A 21,214-nucleotide genomic window follows, 5' to 3' on the forward strand; every position below is an offset into this window, starting at 1 on the left:
TTCGGGACCCTCCGAGTAGCGCAGGTGGAGTGAGCGTGGATCCGCGACGAGTTCGGCCTCCCACCAGGTCGAAGGCCAGGGGCGCAGACGTGTCTTCGGCGTCGTTTCCGGGTGCGTCGGTGCTCGTGCGGAGCGCCCACCCGGCGGGCGAGCGCACGTCACCCCCGCGCCACGAATTCCGCCGTGAGCACTTCGGGCCCGTCAGAGATTCCCTGACTTCCGAAGCGGGATTTCGGGGGCGAATTACTGCCAAGTGTCCGTTTCGCGAACATGCGTGTCACATCTGCGTGATTGCGTGGTCGAGTCTTGCGCTCTAAGTTCGGTTAGGCAACCCTTACCTTTCGGGGTGGTCCTCGGTGCGCGCACCGAGCGGCCTTCCTCGGCGCGTCCCCATGACCTCACCGAACGTCGCCGCGTCGAACCGATGGGCCATGCGCTCAAGGGCGGGTTGCGCGGACTCCGGGGGCATCCCTCGCCCCACAACCGAAAGGACACCATGCGCCACGTGACAAGGACGGCCGCACTCTCCACGGCCGCGCTGCTGGCGGTCGGACTCGTGGCCTGCTCCTCGGACACCCCCGACGAGGAGGCCCAGACCTCCGGGGACTGGACGCCGATCACCATCGAGCACGCGCTGGGCACCACCACCATCGAGTCCCAGCCCGAGCGCGTCGCCACCGTCGCCTGGGCCAACCACGAGGTCCCCCTCGCACTGGGCGTGGTCCCCGTCGGTATGGCCGCCGCCAACTTCGGCGACGACAACGACGACGGCGTCCTGCCCTGGGTGGAGGAGAAGCTGGAGGAACTCGACGCCGAGACCCCCGTGCTGTTCGACGAGACCGATGGCATCGACTTCGAGGCCGTGGCCGACACCGCCCCCGACGTCATCCTGGCCGGCTACTCCGGCCTGACCCAGGAGGAGTACGACACCCTCAGCGAGATCGCCCCCGTCGTCGCCTACCCCGAGACCCCGTGGGGCACCGCCTGGCGGGAGATGATCGAGTTCAACAGCAAGGGCCTGGGCCTGGAGGAAGAGGGCCAAGAGCTCATCGGCGAGCTGGAGACCGAGATCGAGGCCACCGCGGCCGAGTACTCGCAGATCGAGGGACAGGCCACCATGTTCCTCACCCACGTGGACACCACCGACCTCAGTGAGGTCAGCTTCTACACCGCCCACGACACCCGGGCGATGTTCTTCGAGGACCTGGGAATGGCCACCCCCGGCAGCATCGCCGACGCCACCGCCGAGACCGACCAGTTCGCCTTGACCCGCACCGCCGAGCAGGCCGACGTCTTCGACGACGTCGACATCATCGTCACCTACGGCGGTGACGACCTGGTCGAGTCCCTGGAGGGCGACGAACTGCTGTCCCAGATGCCCGCCGTCGAGAACGGCGCCGTGGTGAACCTGCCCGGCGACGACCCCCTGGGCACCGCCGCCAACCCCACCCCGCTGTCCATCTCCTGGGTCCTGGACGACTACGTGTCGCTGCTGGCCGAGGCCGCGGACGGGGCGCAGTGACCTCGACCCTCACCCCGTCGCCCGCCGGGGACGTCGCCGCCGTGCGACGCCCCCGGCGGCTGCGGGCCCTCTGGCTGCCGGCCCTGGCCCTGGTCCTGGCCGCCCTGATGTTCGCCTCCGTGGCCGTGGGCTCGCGCGAGGTCGACTGGGCCGACATCGTGGCCGCCCTCGGTGGTTCGGCGGAGGGCTTCGACCAGGCCGCCGTGGCCAAGCGCATCCCCCGCACCCTGCTGGCCGTGCTCGCCGGCGCCGCCCTGGGCGTCGCCGGCACCGTCATGCAGGGCGTGACCCGCAACCCGATCGCCGATCCGGGCATCCTCGGTGTGAACATGGGCGCCTCCCTGGCCGTGGTCGTGGGCATGGCCACCTTCGGTCTGACCTCTGCCGCCTCCTACGTGTGGGTGGCCATCGTCGGCGCCGGGGCCAGCGCCGTGTTCGTCTACGTGATCGGCTCCCTGGGACGGGGCGGCGCGACCCCGCTCAAACTGGCCCTGGCCGGAACGGCGACCTCCGCGGCCCTGGCCTCGTTCATCAGCGCCGTCGTGCTGCCGCGCAACGACCTGGCCACGGGAGTGCGCTCCTGGCAGATCGGCGGGGTGGGCGGCGGAACCTACGACAGCCTGAACCAGATCCTGCCGTTCGTCGCGGTGGGCTTCGTGCTGTGCCTGTTCTGCGCGCGCGGGCTCAACATGCTCGCGCTGGGCGACGACCTCGCCGCCGGCCTGGGCGAACGCGTCGCCGTGGCCCGCGGGACCGCGTCCCTGGGCGCCGTGGTGCTGTGCGGGGCCACGACCGCGGTCACCGGCCCCATCGCCTTCGTCGGTCTGGTGGTTCCGCACATGTGCCGGCTGCTGGTGGGTCCCGACCATCGGTGGCTGGTCCCCTTCTCCGCCTTGGGCGGGGCCGCACTGCTCACCGCCGCCGACATCGTCGGCCGGATCGTGGCCAGACCCGCCCAGATCGACGTGGGCATCGTGACCGCGCTGGTCGGCGCCCCGTTCTTCATCTACATCGTCCGCCGTCAGAAGGTCCGTGCCCTGTGATTCCGTCCCTGCCCACCACCGGGTCCACCCTGGAGTCCGTGACCCGGGGCCGCCTGCGCCGCGCGCGCAGGCGGGGCACGGTCATCGTGGTCCTGGCCGTGCTCGTCGTCGCCGTGTTCGTGCTGACCCTGATGGTGGGGAAGACCTTCTACCCGCTCGGTGACGTGTGGCGGGTGGTCCTGGGCCAGGACGTACCCGGAGCCTCCTTCACGGTCGGGCGACTGCGTCTGCCCAGAGCGGTGCTCGCCGTGGTGGCCGGGATGTGCTTCGGCCTGGCCGGTGTCACCTTCCAGACCATGCTGCGCAACCCGCTGGCCAGTCCCGACATCATCGGGATCAGCTCCGGGGCCAGTGCCGCCGCCGTCTTCGCGATCGTCATGCTCGGGCTGAGCGGCACCGCGGTGTCGGTGGTGGCGATCGTCGCGGCGCTGGGTGTGTCCACCCTCGTGTACCTGTTGTCGTTCAAGGCAGGGGTGGCCGGGACCCGGCTCATCCTCATCGGCATCGGTGTGGCCGCCATGCTCGACAGCCTCGTCTCCTACGTCCTGGACCAGGCGCCCGACTGGGACCTACAGGAGGCCATGCGCTGGTTGACCGGCAGTCTCAACGGCACCGACTGGAACCAGGTCCTGCCGGTGGTGGTCGCCCTGGTCCTCATCGGCCCGGTGTTGTTGTCCCAGGCCCAGAACCTGGCCCTGTTCCAGTTGGGCGACGACACCGCGTCGGCCCTGGGCGTACGGGTGAACCGCACCCGGTTACCGGCGGTCACCGCCGCCGTGGGACTCATCGCCTTCGCCACCGCCGCGGCCGGTCCCATCGCGTTCGTGGCGTTCCTGTGCGGCCCCATCGCCGCCCGTCTGGTGGGCCCCAACGGGTCCCTGCTGCTGCCCTCGGCCCTGGTGGGGGCGTTGCTGGTGTTGGTCGCCGACCTGGTCGGCCAGTTCCTGTTGGGCACGCGCTTCCCGGTCGGTGTGGTCACCGGCGTGCTCGGCGCCCCCTACCTCGTCTACCTCATCGTCCGCACCAACCGCGCCGGAGGATCCCTGTGACCAAGGACCACTCGCTGATCGTCGAGGACCTCACCCTGGGGTACCAGGACCGCGTCGTCATCGACGCCCTGGACCTGGCCATCCCGCCCGGCCGGATCACCGCGATCGTGGGCGCCAACGCCTGCGGCAAGTCGACCCTGCTGCGGTCGATGTCGCGGCTGCTGGCGCCCAAGGGAGGGCGGGTGCTGTTGGACGGTGAGCAGGTGCACCGGATGCCCTCCAAGGAGGTGGCTCGCACGCTCGGTCTGCTTCCGCAGTCGCCGATCGCCCCGGAGGGCATCACCGTCGGTGACCTGGTCGGACGTGGCCGCCACCCTCACCAGCGGGTGCTGTCCCGGTGGAGTCGTGAGGACGACGAGGCCGTCGCCGAGGCCTTGGACGCCACCGGCATCGCCGACCTGGTCGACCGGCCCGTGGACGAGTTGTCGGGGGGACAGCGTCAGCGGGTGTGGATCGCGATGTCCCTGGCCCAGCACACCGATCTGTTGTTGCTGGACGAGCCCACCACGTTCCTGGACGTCAGTCACCAGGTGGAGGTGTTGGACCTGCTCACCGACCTCAACCGGTCGCTGGGCACCACGATCGTGCTGGTGTTGCACGACCTCAACCTGGCGGCCCGATACGCCGACCACCTGGTCGCCCTGGCACGGGGGCGGCTGCACGCGGAGGGGACGCCCGAGCGGGTGCTCACCCCCGAGACGGTGGAGGCGGTATTCGGGCTGCGCAGTCGCATCATCGTCGACCCCACCTCCGGCAAGCCGCTGATGCTGCCCATCGGCCGACACCACGAGGTCGTGGAGGCCGGCTGACCCCGATCGGCGCACGAAAAAGGGGGCTCCCGCCACGTGGTGGGAACCCCCTTTTCGGTGCTCGTGAAGGGTCAACCCTCCAGGGCCTGCTGGATCATCGGGACGACCTCGTCCAGGGCGTGGTGGACGCCCAGGGTGGAACCGCTGGAGAAGGCGTTGGCCAGCTGCGGGTCCTCCAGGACGATCAGCCGGCCGTCCTCGGCGGCGGGGATGCCCTGTAGGACCGGGTCCTCGTTGAGGAAGTCGGCGGTGTCACCGATGGGGAAGACCACGGTCAGGTCGGTGTCCAGCTCTTCGACGAGCTCCGAGCTCAGATCGACGTAGAACGCCCCGTCGGCCATCTCCTCCAGCTCGGGCTTGTACTCGAAGCCCAGCTCGGTGAGCACGTCCACGCGGGTGTCGCCGGGCACGTAGGCGCCGTACTGGCCGTCGAAGTAGGCGCCGACCGCGATGGTCATGTCCTCGAACTCCGGGTTCTCCTCGCGCAGCTGCGCGAACCGGTCCTCCAGCTCGGTGATGAGCTCCTCTCCCCGCGGCTCCTCGCCCAGGACCTGGGCGACCTGGCGGGTCTGACCCTGCCAGGTGGTGCCGTAGGTGACCTCCACGTCGGAGGGTGGACCGACCACGGGGGCGATCGGGGAGAGCAGGTCGTAGCGTTCCTGGGAGTTGTCGGATCGGGTGTCGAGGATGACGTCCGGCTCCAGGGAGGCGATGGACTCCAGGTTCGGTTCCATGGTGCCGACCTCGGTCGGCTCGGAGTCGAGCAGCTCGGCGGCCCAGGGGCCCACGTAGGGCGCTCCGTAGGCCTGCCAGTCGGCCACGCCCACCGGCTGTACGCCCAGGGCCAGCGCGGTCTCGGCGTCCGACCAGCCCATCGCGACGACGTTCTCGGGGTGGTCCTCGATCTCCACGTCACCGAACAGGGTCTCGACGGTGACGGGGTAGCCCTCGGCGGTCGGACCGGAGGAATCGGAGGAGTCCGTGCCCCCGCCACCACAGGCGGCGAGCAGGACGGTGGACAGGGCGCCGGCGGCGATCATGCCGAGACGGGTGGGTGGACCGGGGATCAATGGAACCTCGCTGAATGGCGTTTAGCTTAGCCTTGCCTAAGCGTGATTTGGCCAGGTTATCGCCATCCCGGGGCCTATGTGAACTCGGGGAACACCATCTGTTCAGAATCCCAGGCCGCGCAGCCACGTGATCAGGTCGTCCTCGCGCTCGCTCGCCCGTTCCGGGCTCCAGGTCCCCATCTCACGCGAGTCCACCAAGGCCCCGTCGCGCAGGTAGACCACACGATCCGCCCGCGCCGCGCAACCCGGGTCGTGCGTGACCATGACCAGAGTCGTTCCCGACCGGTGCACGTCGGTGAGCGCGTCCATCACCTCCTCGGTCATCCTGCTGTTCAGCGCGCCGGTGGGTTCGTCGGCGAACAGCAGGGACGGCTCGCACACCAGGGCGCGGCAGATCGACGCCCGCTGCAACTGGCCGCCGGATACCTGGGTGACGCCGTGCCGGCGCACGTGTGCGATCCCGAACCGCTCCAGCAGCGCGTCCACGCGGGCGATCGCCCCCTTCTTGTCCTTGGGGGCGGCCTGAAGGGCGGGCAACAGGATGTTGTCGCCGATGTTCAGGTTGGCGAGGAAGTGCGCCTGCTGGAAGACGAACCCCATCCGCGTCAACCGGACCCGGCTCATCTCCCGGTCGTCCAGGGACGTCAGGTCCCGCCCCTCCAACAGCACGCTCCCCTCGGTGGGTCGGTCCATGCCGCTGATCGTGTAGAGCAGCGTCGACTTGCCCGAACCGGACGTGCCCATCACGACGAGGAACTCCCCGCTCGCCACGGACAGGTCGACATCGTCGATGACCCGGGTGGGCGGGTCGGTGGAGTGGTAGGTCTTGGTCAGGCCCCGAGAGGCCAGCGCGATCCGCGCCGGCTCCGTCCCGGGATCCGTCGTGGGCCGTGTCATGGCGGGGTCCTTTCAACCTCGGAGCCACGTGCTCTTGTCCACGCGGCGGAGCGGCGCGGTGAGCGCCACGGCGATCAGGTGTCCGGTGGTGATCAGGGCCAGGGGACAGGCCACGTACACCAGCCACGGGTTCGGTAGGAACTCCAGGTGCGCGAGCCCCAGTCCCGCCGCGGACAGCAGCGAACCGACCATGGGTTCTCCCGCCGTGGCCGCGAACACGGTGCCCAGGACGGTGCCGACCACCACGGCGAGGAGGGTCTTGCCGCGCACCTGGGCGATGATCTCCCCGGTGGAGAAGCCGATCGCGGACAGTACGCCCATCCGCGTGCGCTCCCGGGTCAGACGCAGTCGCAGGAACAGGCCGGTGATGAGCGCCGCGACCCCGACCGCGAAGACGAAGGAGACCAGGGTGGCGCTCTGTAGGGCCCCGGTCACCTGCGACAGGGTCTGGCGCACGTACTCGCGCATCGGAATCACCGTGGCGGTGTCGAAACGTTCGTCGTACTCCGTCGCGATGGTGGCGGCGTCGGTGCCCGGGACCGTGTTCGCGTAGACCACGTGACCGGCCGCCCCCGTGGCCTCCTCGCCATGGGCCTTGGCGGTGAACCCACCGCTGGTGACGTCCTGGTAGACGCCGCTGACGGTGAGCGTGGTCTCCTCCCCGCCCCGGCGCACGGCCAACCCGTCACCGATCGAGAGCCCGTACTCGTCCGCGTTCAGCACCGACAGGGCGATCTCGCCGGGGCCGGGGCTCCCGCCGTACGCGTAGGCGATCGCGTCGGGGTCGTGCTCGCCCACCTCCACCCGCAGGGTCTCCCACCCCTCCTCGCCCCGGGTCTCGTACAGCAGGGTGGAGAAGGCGCGCACGTCGGTCAGGCGTTCGTCCTCGCGCATGTTCCTCAGCAGCTCGTCGCGGACCTCGTCGACGTCCTCGGAGAAGAGCAGGTCGGCGCGCACGTCGCTCTCCGCGGCACCCATGTAGGTGACGAAGCGGGGGCTCTCGAAGGTGCCGAGCAGGTTGGCGGGCAGCGTCATCAACACGGTGGCCAGGAAGAACACGAGGGGGAGCAGCACCCATTGGCCGGCCTCGGCGCGCAGGTCCAGCAGGGCCAGCCGGCCGTTCACCCCCAGCCCGCCGGTCGAGGCGAGGACGGTGCCGCGCGCCCGTCGCGCCCGCCTGCGATCCCGGCGCGCGGCCCGTCTCTCGCCCAGGACACTGCCGTGGACCAGGGCGCCCACGACCTCGATCCGACGGACCCGGCGCAGGACGGCCCGGCACAGCAGCAGGACGAACGCGTACACCAGGGCGAGCGCGGCCACCGGCACCACGAACGAGGCGAGGCCCAGCGGCGCGTCGGCGTAGTCGACCTGCACGCTCCGTGTGAGCAGACCCGTGGCCACGAGCGCCGCCAGGCCCCCGAGGACACACGCCAGGGCGGTCAGGACGCCGTACTTGGTCAGGTACAGCCCGGAGATCGCCCGATCGGGCAGACCGATGGCCTTCATCGCGCCGATCTCGCGGACCTCGTCCTCCAAGGTTCCGCGGATAACGAAGCGCACGTTGAGCAGCGCGATCACGATGAGCAGCAGACCCACGAACACCAACGCCACCGCGACCAGGCCGTCACCGAACGCGTTGACCAGGCGGATCATCTGATAGGTGACGGCCTGCCCGTTCTTGGGCAGGGCATCGTCCGCCTCGTAGGCGCGTTGGAGGTCGGCGGCCGCACCGGCGTCGTTCAGTCGGTACTCGACGATGCTCTCGGGAGTGCCGCCGCCCGCGCCCTCCAGCGTCTCGAAGTCGGCCTCGGAGACCACGAACCGAGTCGCCGAGGACAGTGACGAGGCCATCTGCGCGTCGCGCACGAACCCGGCCACACGCAGTTCCAGGGAGCCGGAGTCGGTGGCGATCCTGAGTTCGTCGCCGACCCGCAGGTCGAAGGCGGTGCGGTGGGCCACCGGGAGGTAGGTTTCACCGGGGGCGGGGCGCGGTGCGGCACCGGTCTCGTCCAAGAGGAGGTCGAACTCCTCGTTCTGGGTCGTGAAGAGTTGGTCGATGAGGCTGTCGGAGAGGTCGCCGGACCCGCCGGTGGGGGAGCGCTCCCAGGACAGGGCCGCGCCGTCGAATCCGACCGCCTCGACGACGTGCCAGGCCTCGATCTCCGGGTGTCGGTCGGCGAAGCGCTCCAGGGCGTCGTCGTCGATGTCGCCGACGTGCATCTGTAGGAAGTGGGGTGGCCTGGCCTGCTCGAAGAGTTCGTCGACCGACCCCAGCGTGCGCTCCATGACCATGGCACCGGTGGCCATGAGGAACGCGCTGAGCGTCAGCACCACCAGGAGCGCCAGGTGCACGCCCTTGTTCCCGGTCAGGTCGTTGTACGCGTAGCGCAGATACAAGGAGCCCTTCGTCTCCACCGTGATCTCCCTGCCTCGTTCAGCCGTTCGAGTGCCGGTCCGCGGGTTCCGAGAAGGGAACCCGTCCGATCAACGTAGGCCGATGCGAGGGTCGGGCACATCGGGGGAGGACCCCGCCTCGTGGCGGCGGGAACCCCGATTATACCGAGGGTTCGCGCCCTGGTAAGGGTCCGGGGCGAGGCGGTGTCCCGGGCACGTCGACACCCACGGTGAGTGAGGTTAGGCTTACCGATGGTCTGCCGGGAGAAGCGGTCATACGGGGTCGAATCGCACATCCCATGGTCGGGTGTGCCGCCCGACCTGACTACCCTGAGCCAGGGGCGACCCCCAAACGGCCACCGAGAAAACGACGATCAGGGACGACGGACGAACATGACCACAGCCGAGGGACGGGCCGCTCCGGAACCCGCCTGCCCCACCTCATCCGAACCCGTCCCCACCAGTGCGGCCGCCCTACGTTCACGCTCCCTGCGTCGGCACCGCGGCCGCATCACCCTCGGCGTCGCCCTGCTGTCCACGCACCAACTGTGCGAGGCGCTCGTCCCCGTCGTCATCGGCCTCACCATCGACACGGCCGTCGCCACCGGCGACATCACCGCCCTGCTGTGGTGCGTGTCCGGGCTGATCCTCCTCTTCACCTGCCTGGCCCTGGCCTACCGCACCGGCGCCCGCCTCACCCTCGGCGTCGTCGAACGCGAGGCCCACCTGTTGCGCCTGGAATCGGCCCGTCGCGTGCTGCACCCCCGAGGACAACGCAGCGGTCTGCGCTCCGGCGAGCTGCTGTCCGTGGCCACCTCCGACGCCGAACAGGCCGCCACCTACGCCCGCGCCTGGGCCGTGGGCATCGCCCAGGGCACCGCGATCACGGTCACCACCATCGTGCTGCTCACCATCAACGTCCCGCTCGGTCTCGGCGTGCTCCTGGGCCTGCCCCTGATGCTCCTGCTGCTGCGTGTGCCCGCCGCACGCATCGCCCGACGCACCGAGGCCAAGCAGGCCACCGCCGCACGCGCCACCGCCATGGCCACCGACCTGGTCGGCGGCCTGCGCGTGCTCATGGGCATCGGTGCCCGCCACAACGCCTCCCTGCGTTACCGACAGGCCAGCGACCACGCCCTGACCGCGTCGGTCGGCGCCGCCGCCAGCAACGGCGTCTACAAGGGACTGGTCACCGCGTCGGGCGCCGTCTTCCTGGCCTGCGTGGCCGGTGCCGCCGGATGGATGGCCCTCCAAGGACACCTCACCATCGGCGAACTCATCATCGTCGTCGGCCTGGCCCAGTTCCTCGCCGAACCCGTCCAGGCCTTGGGGATGGTCGGCCAGATGTTCGCCATCGCCCGCGCCTCCGCCCGACGCCTGGTGCGGCTGCTCAACGCCCCCGACGCAGTCACCCCCGGTGAGATCACCCTGCGCGAAGGCCTGCCCGAACACGAACCCCTGGTCGAACTGCGCGAGGTCGGCCACCGCACCCTGGACGGCGTCGACCTCACCCTGCGCCCCGGCGAGTTCCTCGGCGTGCTCGCCACCGACCCCCGCGACGCCGAGGCCCTCGTCGACCTCCTGGCCGGTCGCGCCGCCGACGCCCGTGGAACCACCCTGATCGCCGGTGTCCCCCTCACCGATCTCGACCTGGCCTCCCTGCGCGGCACCGTCCTGGTCGAGGAACACGGCGGCTTCCTGTTCGAGGGCACCTTGCGCTCCAACCTGACCACCGCCGACCTCGACGAGGACCGCCTGCTCGCCGCACTCGACGCGGCCGCCGCCGGTGAACTCGTCACCGGCCACCCCGACGGCCTCGACCGCCCCGTCACCGACCGCGCCGGCAACCTCTCCGGCGGCCAACGCCAACGCGTGGCCCTGGCCCGCGCGCTGGCCGCCGCCCCACCCGTGCTCGTCCTGCACGACCCCACCACCGCGGTCGACGCCGTCACCGAGGAGGCCATCGCCCGGGGCACCGCCGCGCTGCGCGCCGCCCACGGCGGCGGCACCATCGTCATCGCGAGCAGCCCGGCACTGCTGGCCCGCGCCGACCGCGTCCTGGTCCTGCGCGAGGGGCGCGTACGCGCGGAGGACACCCACATCCGACTGGCCGAGGACGACCCCCACTACCGCGAGGCGGTCCTGCGTTGAGCACCGACACCATCCACCACGAGGTCGAGGATCCCCTCGGCGGCCCCCGAGTCCCATCCGCGAGCACCGAACCGCTGCCCACGGCCACGGCCCGCCGGACCTGGGCGGTATTCCTCGAAGGGCTGCGCGCCCACCCCGCGACCTCCGCCCTGGCGCTGCTCACCGTCCTGGCCGGCAGTGCCGCCGGACTCGTCGCCCCCTGGGTGCTGGGCGGCATGGTCGACGACATCTCCAACGGCGCCGGGGCCGAGACCATCCTGCGCTCGGCCGCGCTCATCGCCGCCGCCGCGGCCATCGGTGGCGTCCTCGTCGGACTGGGCGCCTGGCAGGTCAGCCGGCTCGGCGAGACCATCCTGGCCCGCCTGCGCGAACGCGTCATGCGCCGCGTCCTGCACATGCCCGCCGTCCGCCTGGAACGCGTGCGCATCGGCGACCTGCTCTCCCGTGTGGGCGACGACGTCGCCGTGGTCACCAACGCCATCGCCCGCAACGGCCCGGAGGTCGTCACCGCCCTGGCCACCGTCGTGCTCACCACCGCGGGCATGGCCGCCCTGGACTGGCGCCTGGGCCTGGCCGGACTGGCCGCACTGCCGTTCTACGTGTGGGCGCTCCGCTGGTACATGCCGCTCTCGGGTCCCTTCTACGCCCGCGAACGCGTCGCCATGGGCGAGCGCTCGCACGCCATGATGGGGGCCCTGCGCGGACGCGACACCGTGCGCGCCTACCGGCTGGAGGCCGAACACGAGGAACGCATCGCCGACCGCTCGTTGAGCGCCATGCGACTCACCCTGGACGTGTTCCGCCTGTTCACCAGGCTCGGTGCCCGCATGAACGGATCCGAACTGGTCGGCCTGGGCGCCGTGCTCGTCGTCGGGTTCTGGCTGGTGCGCGGAGACCTGGCCACCGTCGGGATGGTCACCGCCGCCGCCCTGTACTTCCACCGGCTGTTCGGACCCGTCGGGTTCCTGGTGATGACCTTCAACGACGTCCAGCAGGCGGGGGCGAGCCTGGCCCGCCTGGCCGGGGTGGTGGACCTGCCGGAGGCGAAGGACCCCGACGCCGAGGAGGGACCGGCCGGGTCGTCCCTGCGCGTGGACGCGGTGAGCCACGTCTACGCCGCCGACGCGCCCAAGGCCCTGGACCGGGTCTCGCTCACCGTCGCCCCGGGCGAGCGCGTGGCCCTGGTGGGGGCCAGCGGAGCCGGCAAGACCACCCTGGCCGCCGTGGTCAGCGGGCTGCGCACGCCCACTTCGGGCAACGTGTACCTGGGCGGGATCCCCCTGGAGGAGATGGGGGAGCAACGGGTGCGCGAGCACGTGTTCCTGCTCAGCCAGGAGACCCACGTGTTCGCCGGAACCCTCCTGGAGGACCTGCGTCTGGCCCGCGCCGAGGCCACCGCCGCCGAGATCGAGAAGGCGCTGGAGACGGTGGGAGCCCTGGACTGGGTGCGTGCCCTGCCCGAGGGGATCGACACCGTGGTGGGCGAGGGTGGACACGCCCTCACCGCCGAACAGGCCCAACACCTGGCCCTGGCCCGGTTGGCGCTGGCCGACCCGGACCTGGCGGTGCTGGACGAGGCCACCGCCGAGGCCGGCAGCTCCGGGGCCCGCCGGCTGGAAGGGGCCGCCGCGGCCGCCACGAAGGGCCGCACCACCCTGGTGGTCGCCCATCGGCTCACCCAGGCGGCCACCGCCGACCGGGTGGTCGTCATGGACCAGGGCCGAATCGTGGAGGAGGGGCCGCACGAGGAACTGGTCGCCTTGGAGGGGCGCTACGCCCGTCTCTGGCGCAGCTGGCAAGGCTGATCGATTCTTAGCGGCGCAGCCCCTGCTTCAGCCATGGGGAGGAAGTCGATCAGGGGCTCGACGCCGCTCCGGCCCCGCACTTGGACGAGCGCGGGGCCGGAACGTGGGACAAGAACCTCGAAGGGGCTCAGGCGGCGTTGGCGCGGCGCAGACGACGGCGACGCTCGGAGGTGCGCTCGTCCTCGTTCTGGCCACCCCAGGTGCCGTACTTCTCCGGGCGTGAGACCGCGTGGTCCAGACAGGAGACGCGCACCGGGCACCCCGCGCAAACCTGCTTGGCCCGCCGCTCACGCATCTCGCGCTGGGGCCAGGACTCCTCTTCGGGACCGAAGAAGAGCGCGAGGTCCTCGCCTCGGCAGGCGGCGGCGTCCTGCCACCCCCAGCTCGGGGTCGGGAGCAACGCGGAACGACGACGGGGCCGGGACATGTGGGAACCACCTTTTCGAACAACACAGGCCAAGAGGGCGATTACGGGTCACCGATGGCTGATCGCCGTGCGCGATCGCCAATACGCCGAAGGGACGCCTACGGCGCGGATATCGTGCGATGTGCGGGCGCGGAGAAGGGCGGCCGCTGAGGCGAACGCGGTCGGCGGGGACTTCTCACGCGAATCGGCGGCGGAAGTGGTGACGGCTTCCGCCCGCCTCGTGCCCGTCATCATGCCACCATTGCTTCGGGCTGTCCGGTCAATGCGCGATGGGTCGTCCGAACGTTATGGAAATCTGACCTCGTGTGTCGAGCGCACGGTGACGAGAGTCGCGTTCGGCCGACCGCTTCGGTCGACGGGGCTCAGGCGCTGACGGCCTCGCCGGTCGGGTCGCTGCCGTCCTGGTTCAGCAGGTGGGCGCCGCCGATCGGGCCGCTGCTCCAACCGAGAAGGCGCCAACCCGAGTCGGGGTCGCCCTCGATCTCGACCAGTCCGGTGTTGGCCAGCGGGGTGCGCGCGACCGAGGTGAGGTCGATACCGGCGACACGGGCGCAGGCCCAGGAACGGATCGCGGCGCCGTGGGAGACCACGACGACGTCCTCCCAGCCCTGCTCGGCGATCCGACGCACGGCCTCGTCGTAGCGCTCGAAGAAGGCTCGCCCGTCCGAACCACCCGGCATGCGCAGGTCCACGTCGCCGCGGGCCCAGGCGAACACCGTGTCCACGTAGGTCCGGTGCGCCGCCGGATCCGCGCCCATCTCCAGCGAACCGGCCTCGACCTCGCGCACCCCCTCCATGATCACGGCCTCCTTGCCGAAGGTGTCGACCAGGGGAGCCGCGGTGAGGTGGGTGCGCAGTAGCGGAGAGACCACGAGCGCGTCGATCTCGCGCTCTTGGAGCGCGTTCGGCACCGCCGCGGCCTGGCGGTGACCCAGGGGTGTGAGCCCTGGGCCCGGAGCGAGCGTGTCGAGGAGGCCGGCGACGTTCGAGGGGGTCTGACCATGACGAAGAAGGGAAAGGCGCATGCCCTCATGGTCGGCCATCGACGCCACGGAAGCCGAGTGGGGACGAGGTGCGGTTGGTCTCAATCACACCGCACGGGCGGACCCGAGCGCCACGGTGTTCACCAGTCGCAGGGGGCCCGAAGGTCCCGGATGCTGTCGGCGAGTTCGGTCGGTCGGGTCGGCCATCCCGCCGCGTACCAGTGCGCGATACGCCAGGCGAGTCGCCGCGGCCAGACGGGGGTGGTGGGCAGACGGTCCACCGGGATCCAGCGGGGGACACCACCACCGGTGTCGAGGTCCTCCAGGGCCCCGACCTCACCTTCGGCCTCCAGGAGGAAGTAGTGCTCGCGGCGGCCGTCCTTCCACACGTGGGCGACCTCCCGGGCCATGGTTCCCGCCAGCCGGGTCTCCTCCCATAGCTCCCGGAGCACCGCGGCCCGGGGCGTCTCGCCCTCCTCGACCCCGCCACCCGGGATCTCGTAGAACGGTTCCCCCTCATCCTCGAATTCGATGAGCAACACGAGGTCGTCTCGGATCACGATCGCACCGGCCCGGACACGGACCGGGTCGGTGGCCGCCGGGTCGTCCCAAGGCACCGTCGCGGGTATCGGACCGCCCCGCACCCACTCCCGGAGCACGGTTTCGGCGCTTCCCACCGGCCTGATACGGGCGTGTAACGCCTCAGCGAGGGACAGGGAACAACGCGTGCCGTCCGGGCCACTGTGGCCGGGCCGGACAAGCCGGTAGGTTCCATCCTCCCCGTGTGCTCGTGTGGCGACGAGTCCGGTGTCGTCGAAGCGCACGTCGACCATCGGTTCCACGGTCATCCTTCTCCTTCGGGGTCCGGGTCGGCCGTCGTCCCGGCCGCCTCCGAGTTCTTCCTGCCCTTCGCGGTCCGGCCGTCACCGCTTCCAAGGCCCCGACCATGAGGGGACGTGGTCGGGACATCTGGTGTACGACTAGTATCTATGTTGTATCCAACCTGGGAGGTCTCGTGAGCGCGAGCGGTGTCGAAGGGCAAGGGCCGGTGGTCGGAGCGGCCACCACCCCCGAATCGGCGGCGGGTCGGGCCTACACCGTGGTCCGCGATCGGATCCTCGATGGAGAGTACGAGGACGGCAGCATGCTCAGCGAAGGTCGGATCGCCACCGAACTGGGGATGAGCCGGACCCCGGTGCGCGAGGCCTTCCTGCAACTCCAGGCCGAGGGCTGGATGCGCCTGTACCCCAAACGCGGCGCCATGGTCCGGCCGGTGCCACCGCACGAGTTCCGCGAGGTGCTCCAGGCGCGCCAGATCATCGAGTCCGCCGCGGTCCGAAGCGTGTGCGCGTCCAAGGGCGGTTCCAAGCGCCTGGTGCGACGCCTGCGCGAGGTGACCGAAGAACAAAGGCGAGCCTGGGAGGCGGACGACCTCGCCGCCTTCACCCGCGCCGACGTCGAGTTCCACCGAGAGGTGGTCGCGGCCGGCCAGAACTCGATCCTCCAGAACTTCTACCAACTCCTCCAAGACCGCCACCGGCGGATGACCACGCAGTCGATCAGCGACGACACCGACCGGGCGGAGCTCGTGCTCGCCCAGCACGCCGGGCTGACGGAGCTCATCGAGGCGGGAGACGCCGAGGGGTTCGCCCGGGCCACCGCCGAACACCTGAACGACATCCACGGCTCCACCGTGTGACCCCCACCCCCTGAACCCTCGGACACGAATCCGGCCCCTACCCCCTCCCTGAACCCGAAACGCAGGAGGAAGCAGCGACCATGGCCACGATCGAGGCCCACAGACCCCGTCCCGCACGCGATGGAAGGAACACGGACGGGACCGCCCGACGTCGACTTCCCGGGTGGTTCGCCGCCTGCGGGATGCTCTTCGCCGTCGCCTGGGGCGGCAACGAGTTCACTCCGCTGCTGGTCATGTACCGCCTCGACAGCGGCATGAGCGTGCAGACCGTGAACATCCTGCTCGGCGCCTACGTGCTGGGGATCGTGCCCGCGCTACTGGTCGGCGGCCCGCTGTCCGACCGCTACGGGCGCCGCCCCCTCATGATCCCGGCACCGATCCTGTGCGTGATCGGCAGCGCCCTGCTGGCCTCGGGCCCTGACTCGGTGGCCCTGCTGTTCGCCGGACGCGTGTTCTCGGGACTGGCGCTCGGCCTGGTGATGGCCGTGGGCACGAGCTGGGTCAAGGAACTGTCCCAGGAGCCGTTCGACCCCGAGGCGTCGGCGGGGGCCGGAGCGGTCCGGGCCTCGCTCTCGTTGACCCTCGGGTTCCTGCTGGGGGCCGTGGCCGCCGCCGCCATCGCCCAGTTCTCCCCGCTGTCCGCCGTCCTTCCGTACGTGGTCAACATCGTGCTCACCGTGCTCTTGGCGGTGGTCATGTCGCGCGCCCCCGAAACCCACTCTCGACGGGACCGTGGAGACGGTGCCGCCCCGGGACGTCTCCTGGACGACCTGTTGGTCCCGGCCGCGCTGCACCGTCGGTTCCTGCTGGTGGTCGTGCCCATGGCACCGTGGGTCTTCGGAGCCTCGGCCACCGCCTACGCGGTCCTGCCCAACCTGGTCGCCCACCGGGTGCCCGGCTACGAGGTCGGGTTCTCCGGACTGCTGTGCCTGGTGGCGCTGGCCTTCGGTGTCCTCAGCCAGCAGGCGGCCAAATGGGTGGACAGCCCGCACTCCTCCCGAGCGGTCGTGGTCGCCCTGGGCCTGACCGCGGTCGGCATGGCCCTGGCCGTTCGGGCGGCGAGCACCCTGACCGTCCCGATGGCGCTGGTGGCCGCCGCGGTGCTCGGCGCCGCCTACGGGCTGCTGCTGGTCTCCGGCCTCCAAGAGGTCCAGCGCATCGCGGGGCCCGACCGGTTGGCCGGGCTCACCGCCGTCTACTACTCGCTCGCCTACCTGGGCTTCTTCGTCCCCGCGGCGTTGGCGGGGCTGGCCCACTGGTTCGACTACCCGACCATGTTCGCGGTGGGGGCCGCGCTCGCGCTCCTGAGCGTGGTGGTGGTGGCGCTGTCGTGGCGCCGCCACCTGCCCACCGCACCCGACCCGGAGGACCTCCGAGCGCCCCGGGCCTGACACGGTCGGGTGTGGACGACCCCGGGCCACGGACCGACGGACACGTGTCCGCCGGGGTGGAGGCGGGGCGGGCGACTCAGGAGACGCGGACGGGCAGGACGGACCAACCACTGGCCACGATGGAGGGTTCGCGCACGGCCTCCCCCGCCAAGGACAGGTCGGGGAAGCGATCGAACAGCATCTTCAAGGCCGTGACGCCCTCCAAGCGGGCGAGCCCGGCGCCCATGCAGAAGTGCGGTCCGCGTGAGAACGCCAGGTGGCCGCGCTGCTCGCGGGTCAGGTCGAACCCCTCGGCGTCGTCCCCGTGCTGCTTCGGGTCGCGCCCGGCCGGCCCGAAGCCCATGAGCAGTGCCTCCCCGGCCGGCACGGTGACGCCGCCCAGCGTGACCTCCTCGGAGGTGTAACGCAGCGGCATGTACTGGATGCTCGCGTCCCAGCGCAGGGTCTCCTCCACCACGTCCGCCCACGAGGCCCGGCCGGAACGGACCAGTTCCAGCTGATCGGGGTGGGTGAGCAGCGCGTGCACGGAGTTGCCGATGAGGTTCATCGTGGTCTCGTAGCCGGCGCCGATCATCAAGATGAGCGTCCACACCAGTTCGCTCTGGGACAGCCGCTCCTCACCCTCGGCCCGTGCCGCCAACAGGGCGCTGGTCAGGTCGTCACCGGGATCCTGCGCCTTGGCCTCGGCCAGGCCGGCCAGGAACGACTGCAACTCGCCGTGGACACGGCCGGCCTCCTCCGGGGTGGTGCGCGCGTCGAAGATCGTGTGCATCAGCCGGTGCAGGGTCCCCCGGTGCTTCGGGGCGACCCCGAACAGTTCGGAGATGACGGTGTTGGGCAGGGGGAGCGCCAGCGCCTCCTTCAGGTCCACCGTCTCGGTTTCGGCCGCCGTGATCCCGTCCAGCAGTTCGGCGGTGATCGCCTCGACCCGAGGTCGTAGCGCCTCCACCCGACGCGGGGTGAACGCCTGCGAGACCAGGGCGCGCAGGCGACGGTGCCGGTCCCCGTCCGCGGTGAGCATGTTGTCGGGGGCCACCCACGTCACCAGCGGCCAGTCCATGGGGATCTCGCCGTCGCTCCACGCCCGCCAGTGCCGCAGCTCTTTGCGTACTCCAGGGTGGGCGAGCGCCTCGGTCAGGACCGCGTGGTCGGTCACCGCCCGAACGGTCACGCCACCGACGATCTCCACCTCGACGACGGGTCCGAGCTCGCGCAGTCGGGCCGACTGCCTGTTGAGGTCCTGGGGAAGGAGGATGGGGAGTCGTGATGCCAAGACGGGTTTCCCTTCACGCTGAGCGGGTTCGAAGGTGCCGGTCGGGTTCTGGACCGGATCCGCGTTCATGCTAGGGAGGGAAGCGAAATGAGAAGGGGACATGGCCGGTATGGGACATCGTTGAAGGGGAACGTGGTTCCCCGAGGGCCCCGGTCGAATACGAGCCCGAGGCGGTTCTCGCTGAGGCTGGATGGTTGCTGGACCTGGAACGGCCGGTGGGTCCGATGTTGATGGGGGTCCTGGACCACGTCCAAGAGAACGTCCAGGCCCAGGACGAGTACAACGAGGGCGGCGCCATCCCCTACATCCCGCCCAGTCCTGCACGGATCGCCGGATACCTGGAGGGTCTCGAACTCGTCGATCCGGGCGTGGTCCCGGTGACCCGCCGGCGGCCCACCGTCGCAGGTGACACGGAACCCACCGAGGTCGACCAGTACGGCGGTGTCGGCCGCAAGGCCTGAACGCTGTTCGGCCCCACAGGGCGCGGGAGAAGAACGAACTGGAGAGGGAATCGCGTCGAGGGCGCTGTTGACGGGTTCGTAGCCGTGGGTAGACGGTATTTTGCTCCCATGAGCGATCACGACGACGTTCCGGTTCCGGATGGGTTCGAGAGTCTTCTGCGAGCCGCCGCGTCCAGAAGTGGATCCCCGTTCGGGTTCGGCCCGTTCGACGAGGCGCCCCGTCCGTCCCGGCGCCGCCCCCGCAGGCGGGAGACGGTGACCTACCGGCTGCGGGTGGAGATCGAGGGCACGGAACCACCGCTGTGGCGTGGGCTGGAGTTGGACTCGGACCTGTTCCTCAACGAGGTGCACACGATCCTGCAAGCCGTGTTCGGTTGGGAGGACTACCACTTGCACGGGTTCTCCAGCGGTGGTTCCTACTACAGCCGTGAGGCCGAACTGTACCTGTGCCCGTTCGAGGCCCAGGAGGGCAAACCCGGTATCCCCGAGGAACAGGTGCGCCTGGACGAGGTCCTGGTCCAGAAGGGAGACCGATTGGCCTACACGTACGACTTCGGTGACGACTGGGAACACCTGCTCACCCTCCAGGCCGTCCTTCCCCGCGAGGAGGGCGCACCACGCGCGAGGTGCACCGCCGGGAAGAGGGCCGCCCCACCCGAGGACTGCGGTGGCGTGCCCGGGTACGAGTTCGTCAGCGCCGCCACCGACCCCGAGCACCCGCAGCACGCCGAGGCGCTCGCCGAGTACCGGCAGGCCTACGACCAGGATCCGGATCGGACCCCGGTCCCGTTCGACATCGACGCGGTCAACGCCACTCTGGCGGCACTGTCAGAACCGCTACCCGACGACCTCCCGGACCCGATCAGGGACCTGCTGGAGTCGGTGCCGGGCCGGATGTTGAAAACCCGGTTGTTGGTCCTGGTCACCAAAGCCTTGGCTCCGGGCGAGGAAGAGCAGGACACGGCCATCGTGGCGAAGGCGGTGGGACCGTACTCCTGGCTGCTGGAGCACGTCGGCGACGACGGGATCAAGCTCACCGGCGCCGGCTACCTGCCTCCTGCCGGTGTGCGAGAAGCCGCTGAGGCCCTGGGCCTGACGGGAAGAGTGCTCGGCATGGCCAACCGGGAAGTCCAGACCTTGCCGGTCCTGAACCTGCGCGAGTCCGCGCAGAAGTCGGGCCTGCTGCGTAAGTCCAAGGGGCGGTTGCTGCTCACCAAGGCGGGCCGGGCGGCGCGCGACGACTCCCGGGCGCTCTGGGACCACCTGGCCGAACGGATGCCACCCACGCCCCGAGCCGAGGTCGAGCGGTTGGGATGCCTGCTGATGTTCCTGCTCGTGGCCGCCGAAAGCAGGGACGTGTTCGAAGACGTCGCCGACATCCTGACCGCGATGGGTTGGCGCCTGGGCGGGGGCGATCCGGTGGATTCGGGGGCGGCCCACGACGCCGCCTACGAAGCGTGGGTGGTGTTGGACGTCCTGGGAGGATGGACGGGGACCTCGTTCGGCCGGGGCCCCGCGCCGACCGCGCGGGGCGTGGCGTTCGCCCGGGCGGCGCTTCATCGCTGAACTTGTGGGCGACAGGACTCGAACGCTGGTGGGGCGGTGAGTCGACCTGTGGTGATACGAGAATTCACAGGTCGTGGTGGAGATGACCGCCTGGTCACGCTACGTTGCCCCGCCTTCGGCCGCTGTGGTGCACCCCCGTGGGAGCACCACAGCGACCACTGAACCTGCTCGGCGTCACCAGGGGACGAGTCGACCACGCCGAATCCATCCCGCCTCCACCACCCCACCTTCATGTTCGGACCGTGGCCGGTCCGTTCCACGCTCGACGGGGCGGGGTCTTGGAAGCGCTCCTGCGGTCACCTGCGGTTGATCTGCCAGGCTCGGCAGACTTCGTGGAACCAGGCCAGCACTTCGCGAAGCTCGCTCCCACCGCTTCCCAGAAGAGCCTCCAGCGGAAAATTGGGCCGTCGGCTGATCACGTCCTCCGGGAACTCGATCCGAGACACACCGTTCAGGCGCTTCAGCAACTCACGGCGCGTCTCTTCGTTGTTGAACGGAGGACGTCGGGCCAGGTGCTGGAACACCACTTCCGCGACACCGGACACCGGGTAGAAGACCAGCGCCCAACGTTCGTCCTTGGAGGTTTCTCGACCCCACATGGTCAAGGAACAGCTGGTCTCCTGTCCGCTGCCCCAGGAGAAGGACCCTCCGAGCTCCTCCCACTCGCGAAGCCC

Annotated in this window: 17 protein-coding genes and 1 pseudogene; 10 read left to right on the top strand and 8 right to left on the bottom strand. The window is 70.4% G+C overall.

The window, feature by feature from the left end; translation table 11 throughout:
• Positions 1-496: 496 nt before the first annotated feature.
• Genes NLI01S_RS20475 through NLI01S_RS20490 form a run of 4 tightly spaced genes read left to right on the top strand, consistent with a single transcriptional unit; the run spans position 497 to position 4,423 of the window.
• Complete coding sequence (locus NLI01S_RS20475) at positions 497-1,522, top strand: iron-siderophore ABC transporter substrate-binding protein (RefSeq protein ID WP_067607085.1); 1,026 nt, start codon at positions 497-499, stop codon at positions 1,520-1,522.
• Positions 1,519-2,565, top strand: coding sequence for a FecCD family ABC transporter permease (locus tag NLI01S_RS20480; protein WP_067607055.1), 1,047 nt, complete (start codon positions 1,519-1,521; stop codon positions 2,563-2,565). The genes NLI01S_RS20475 and NLI01S_RS20480 overlap by 4 nt, the downstream gene beginning before the upstream one ends.
• Positions 2,562-3,614, top strand: coding sequence for a FecCD family ABC transporter permease (locus NLI01S_RS20485; protein WP_067607056.1), 1,053 nt, complete (start codon positions 2,562-2,564; stop codon positions 3,612-3,614). Before NLI01S_RS20480 ends, NLI01S_RS20485 begins: the two co-directional genes overlap by 4 nt.
• The gene (locus NLI01S_RS20490) at positions 3,611-4,423 is read left to right on the top strand and encodes an ABC transporter ATP-binding protein (RefSeq protein WP_067607058.1); all 813 of its coding nucleotides are present in this window, start codon (positions 3,611-3,613) and stop codon (positions 4,421-4,423) included. Before NLI01S_RS20485 ends, NLI01S_RS20490 begins: the two co-directional genes overlap by 4 nt.
• 71 nt (positions 4,424-4,494) lie before the next feature.
• Here the strand turns inward: NLI01S_RS20490 and NLI01S_RS20495 are convergent, their stop codons facing one another.
• The 3 genes from NLI01S_RS20495 to NLI01S_RS20505 all read right to left on the bottom strand — a co-directional run bounded on the left by NLI01S_RS20495 (position 4,495) and on the right by NLI01S_RS20505 (position 8,805).
• Positions 4,495-5,493, bottom strand: coding sequence for an ABC transporter substrate-binding protein (locus NLI01S_RS20495; RefSeq protein WP_067607060.1), 999 nt, complete (start codon positions 5,491-5,493; stop codon positions 4,495-4,497).
• Between the two features lie 102 nt (positions 5,494-5,595).
• Positions 5,596-6,390 carry an ABC transporter ATP-binding protein gene (locus tag NLI01S_RS20500; protein ID WP_067607062.1) on the bottom strand — a complete coding sequence of 265 codons (795 nt, stop codon included), beginning with the start codon at positions 6,388-6,390 and terminating at the stop codon, positions 5,596-5,598.
• 12 nt (positions 6,391-6,402) lie between these two features.
• Entirely contained in the window at positions 6,403-8,805 is a 2,403-nt protein-coding gene (locus NLI01S_RS20505; protein WP_067607064.1) for an ABC transporter permease, read from the bottom strand.
• Between the two features lie 372 nt (positions 8,806-9,177).
• Between NLI01S_RS20505 and NLI01S_RS20510 the strand changes: the two genes are divergently transcribed.
• Positions 9,178-10,935 (top strand): ABC transporter transmembrane domain-containing protein, encoded by a 1,758-nt coding sequence (locus NLI01S_RS20510; protein ID WP_067607067.1) that lies wholly within the window; start codon positions 9,178-9,180, stop codon positions 10,933-10,935.
• A complete protein-coding gene (locus NLI01S_RS20515) occupies positions 10,932-12,740 on the top strand; it encodes an ABC transporter ATP-binding protein (protein WP_084392748.1) in 1,809 nt (602 codons plus the stop codon). The genes NLI01S_RS20510 and NLI01S_RS20515 overlap by 4 nt, the downstream gene beginning before the upstream one ends.
• Positions 12,741-12,867: 127 nt before the next feature.
• Here NLI01S_RS20515 and NLI01S_RS25405 read toward each other — a convergent pair whose 3' ends face one another.
• From NLI01S_RS25405 to NLI01S_RS20530, 3 genes are all read right to left on the bottom strand, one after another.
• A complete protein-coding gene (locus tag NLI01S_RS25405) occupies positions 12,868-13,167 on the bottom strand; it encodes a WhiB family transcriptional regulator (protein WP_084392750.1) in 300 nt (99 codons plus the stop codon).
• Between the two features lie 362 nt (positions 13,168-13,529).
• Positions 13,530-14,192, bottom strand: coding sequence for a histidine phosphatase family protein (locus tag NLI01S_RS20525; RefSeq protein WP_067607092.1), 663 nt, complete (start codon positions 14,190-14,192; stop codon positions 13,530-13,532).
• Between the two features lie 98 nt (positions 14,193-14,290).
• Positions 14,291-14,998 (bottom strand): NUDIX domain-containing protein, encoded by a 708-nt coding sequence (locus NLI01S_RS20530; protein ID WP_067607069.1) that lies wholly within the window; start codon positions 14,996-14,998, stop codon positions 14,291-14,293.
• A gap of 167 nt (positions 14,999-15,165) precedes the next feature.
• Here NLI01S_RS20530 and NLI01S_RS20535 point away from each other — a divergent pair, with 167 nt between their 5' ends.
• Together NLI01S_RS20535 and NLI01S_RS20540 are read left to right on the top strand one after the other, a co-directional pair.
• Positions 15,166-15,849, top strand: a complete 684-nt coding sequence (locus NLI01S_RS20535; protein ID WP_067607071.1) for a GntR family transcriptional regulator — start codon at positions 15,166-15,168, stop codon at positions 15,847-15,849.
• An 80-nt stretch (positions 15,850-15,929) separates the two neighbouring features.
• Positions 15,930-17,240: an MFS transporter gene (locus NLI01S_RS20540; protein WP_067607073.1), complete on the top strand. Its 1,311-nt coding sequence runs from the start codon at positions 15,930-15,932 to the stop codon at positions 17,238-17,240.
• A 76-nt stretch (positions 17,241-17,316) separates the two neighbouring features.
• Here the strand turns inward: NLI01S_RS20540 and NLI01S_RS20545 are convergent, their stop codons facing one another.
• Entirely contained in the window at positions 17,317-18,411 is a 1,095-nt protein-coding gene (locus tag NLI01S_RS20545) for a cytochrome P450 family protein (RefSeq protein ID WP_067607094.1), read from the bottom strand.
• 296 nt (positions 18,412-18,707) lie between these two features.
• On the opposite strand from NLI01S_RS20545, the gene NLI01S_RS20550 reads away from it, so the two are divergent.
• Both NLI01S_RS20550 and NLI01S_RS20555 read left to right on the top strand, forming a co-directional pair.
• The gene (locus tag NLI01S_RS20550) at positions 18,708-18,974 is read left to right on the top strand and encodes an SAM-dependent methyltransferase (RefSeq protein ID WP_067607076.1); all 267 of its coding nucleotides are present in this window, start codon (positions 18,708-18,710) and stop codon (positions 18,972-18,974) included.
• Between the two features lie 108 nt (positions 18,975-19,082).
• The gene (locus tag NLI01S_RS20555) at positions 19,083-20,540 is read left to right on the top strand and encodes a plasmid pRiA4b ORF-3 family protein (protein WP_067607079.1); all 1,458 of its coding nucleotides are present in this window, start codon (positions 19,083-19,085) and stop codon (positions 20,538-20,540) included.
• A 296-nt stretch (positions 20,541-20,836) separates the two neighbouring features.
• On the opposite strand, the pseudogene NLI01S_RS26105 reads toward NLI01S_RS20555, so the two are convergent.
• A pseudogene (locus NLI01S_RS26105) lies at positions 20,837-21,214 on the bottom strand (DUF262 domain-containing protein); the annotation flags it as partial.

Origin of the sequence: Nocardiopsis listeri NBRC 13360, assembly GCF_001570765.1 — a bacterium.
GTDB lineage: Bacteria > Actinomycetota > Actinomycetes > Streptosporangiales > Streptosporangiaceae > Nocardiopsis > Nocardiopsis listeri.